General features: G+C 41.2%; 1 protein-coding gene. It reads right to left on the bottom strand.

Annotation, left to right across the window (positions count from 1 at the left end):
* The coding region (locus tag ACFFUV_RS23700; protein ID WP_390198457.1) for an aminotransferase class V-fold PLP-dependent enzyme at window positions 1-570 on the bottom strand (570 nt) is incomplete at both ends.

Below are 570 nucleotides of genomic sequence, written 5' to 3'. Positions count from 1 at the left end.
CGATCCCTCCTTCTAGCTCTAGTTCCTTCAATGCCTGTTGAAAAGCCAAAACCGTATGAGTAGGGGAAGTGAAACGCCATTTGCCATTCTCGTTTTCCATCACGCGGTACTGGTCATACAGATCAAGTGACAAACTTCGACTCGCATTTTTTCGCTTTTCTAGTTCCACTTTATTAGCAAGTACAAAAGAAAAACCTGGAACACCTTGAATACATTTATTTGAGCTAGAAATCAAAAAATCGATCCCTAGTTCCGCTACATGAATCGGTATCCCACCAAAGCTAGACATCGCATCTACTATAAACAAAAGATCTCTTTCCTGTGTGACAGCAGCAATTTCTTCCAAATCATTTAAAATACCGGAAGTAGTCTCGCTATGGACCATTGCAAGTGCGGAGATAGACGGATTCTCTTCAATCAACTGTGTAATCATATGTGCTTGGGGAATTTGGTGTTCAGGTACTTCATAAACTGCATAGTTTAGTTGCAGACATTTGCACATGGCAACCATTCGTTGACCGTATGCGCCATTTGAACAAATCAGCAAAGTATCTTCTGGTCTGATCACAG

Origin of the sequence: Vibrio olivae (assembly GCF_042428525.1) — a bacterium.
Lineage (GTDB): Bacteria > Pseudomonadota > Gammaproteobacteria > Enterobacterales > Vibrionaceae > Vibrio > Vibrio olivae.
Note: the sequence above shows the minus strand (reverse complement) of the source record. Positions and strands in the feature narration are given on the sequence as shown.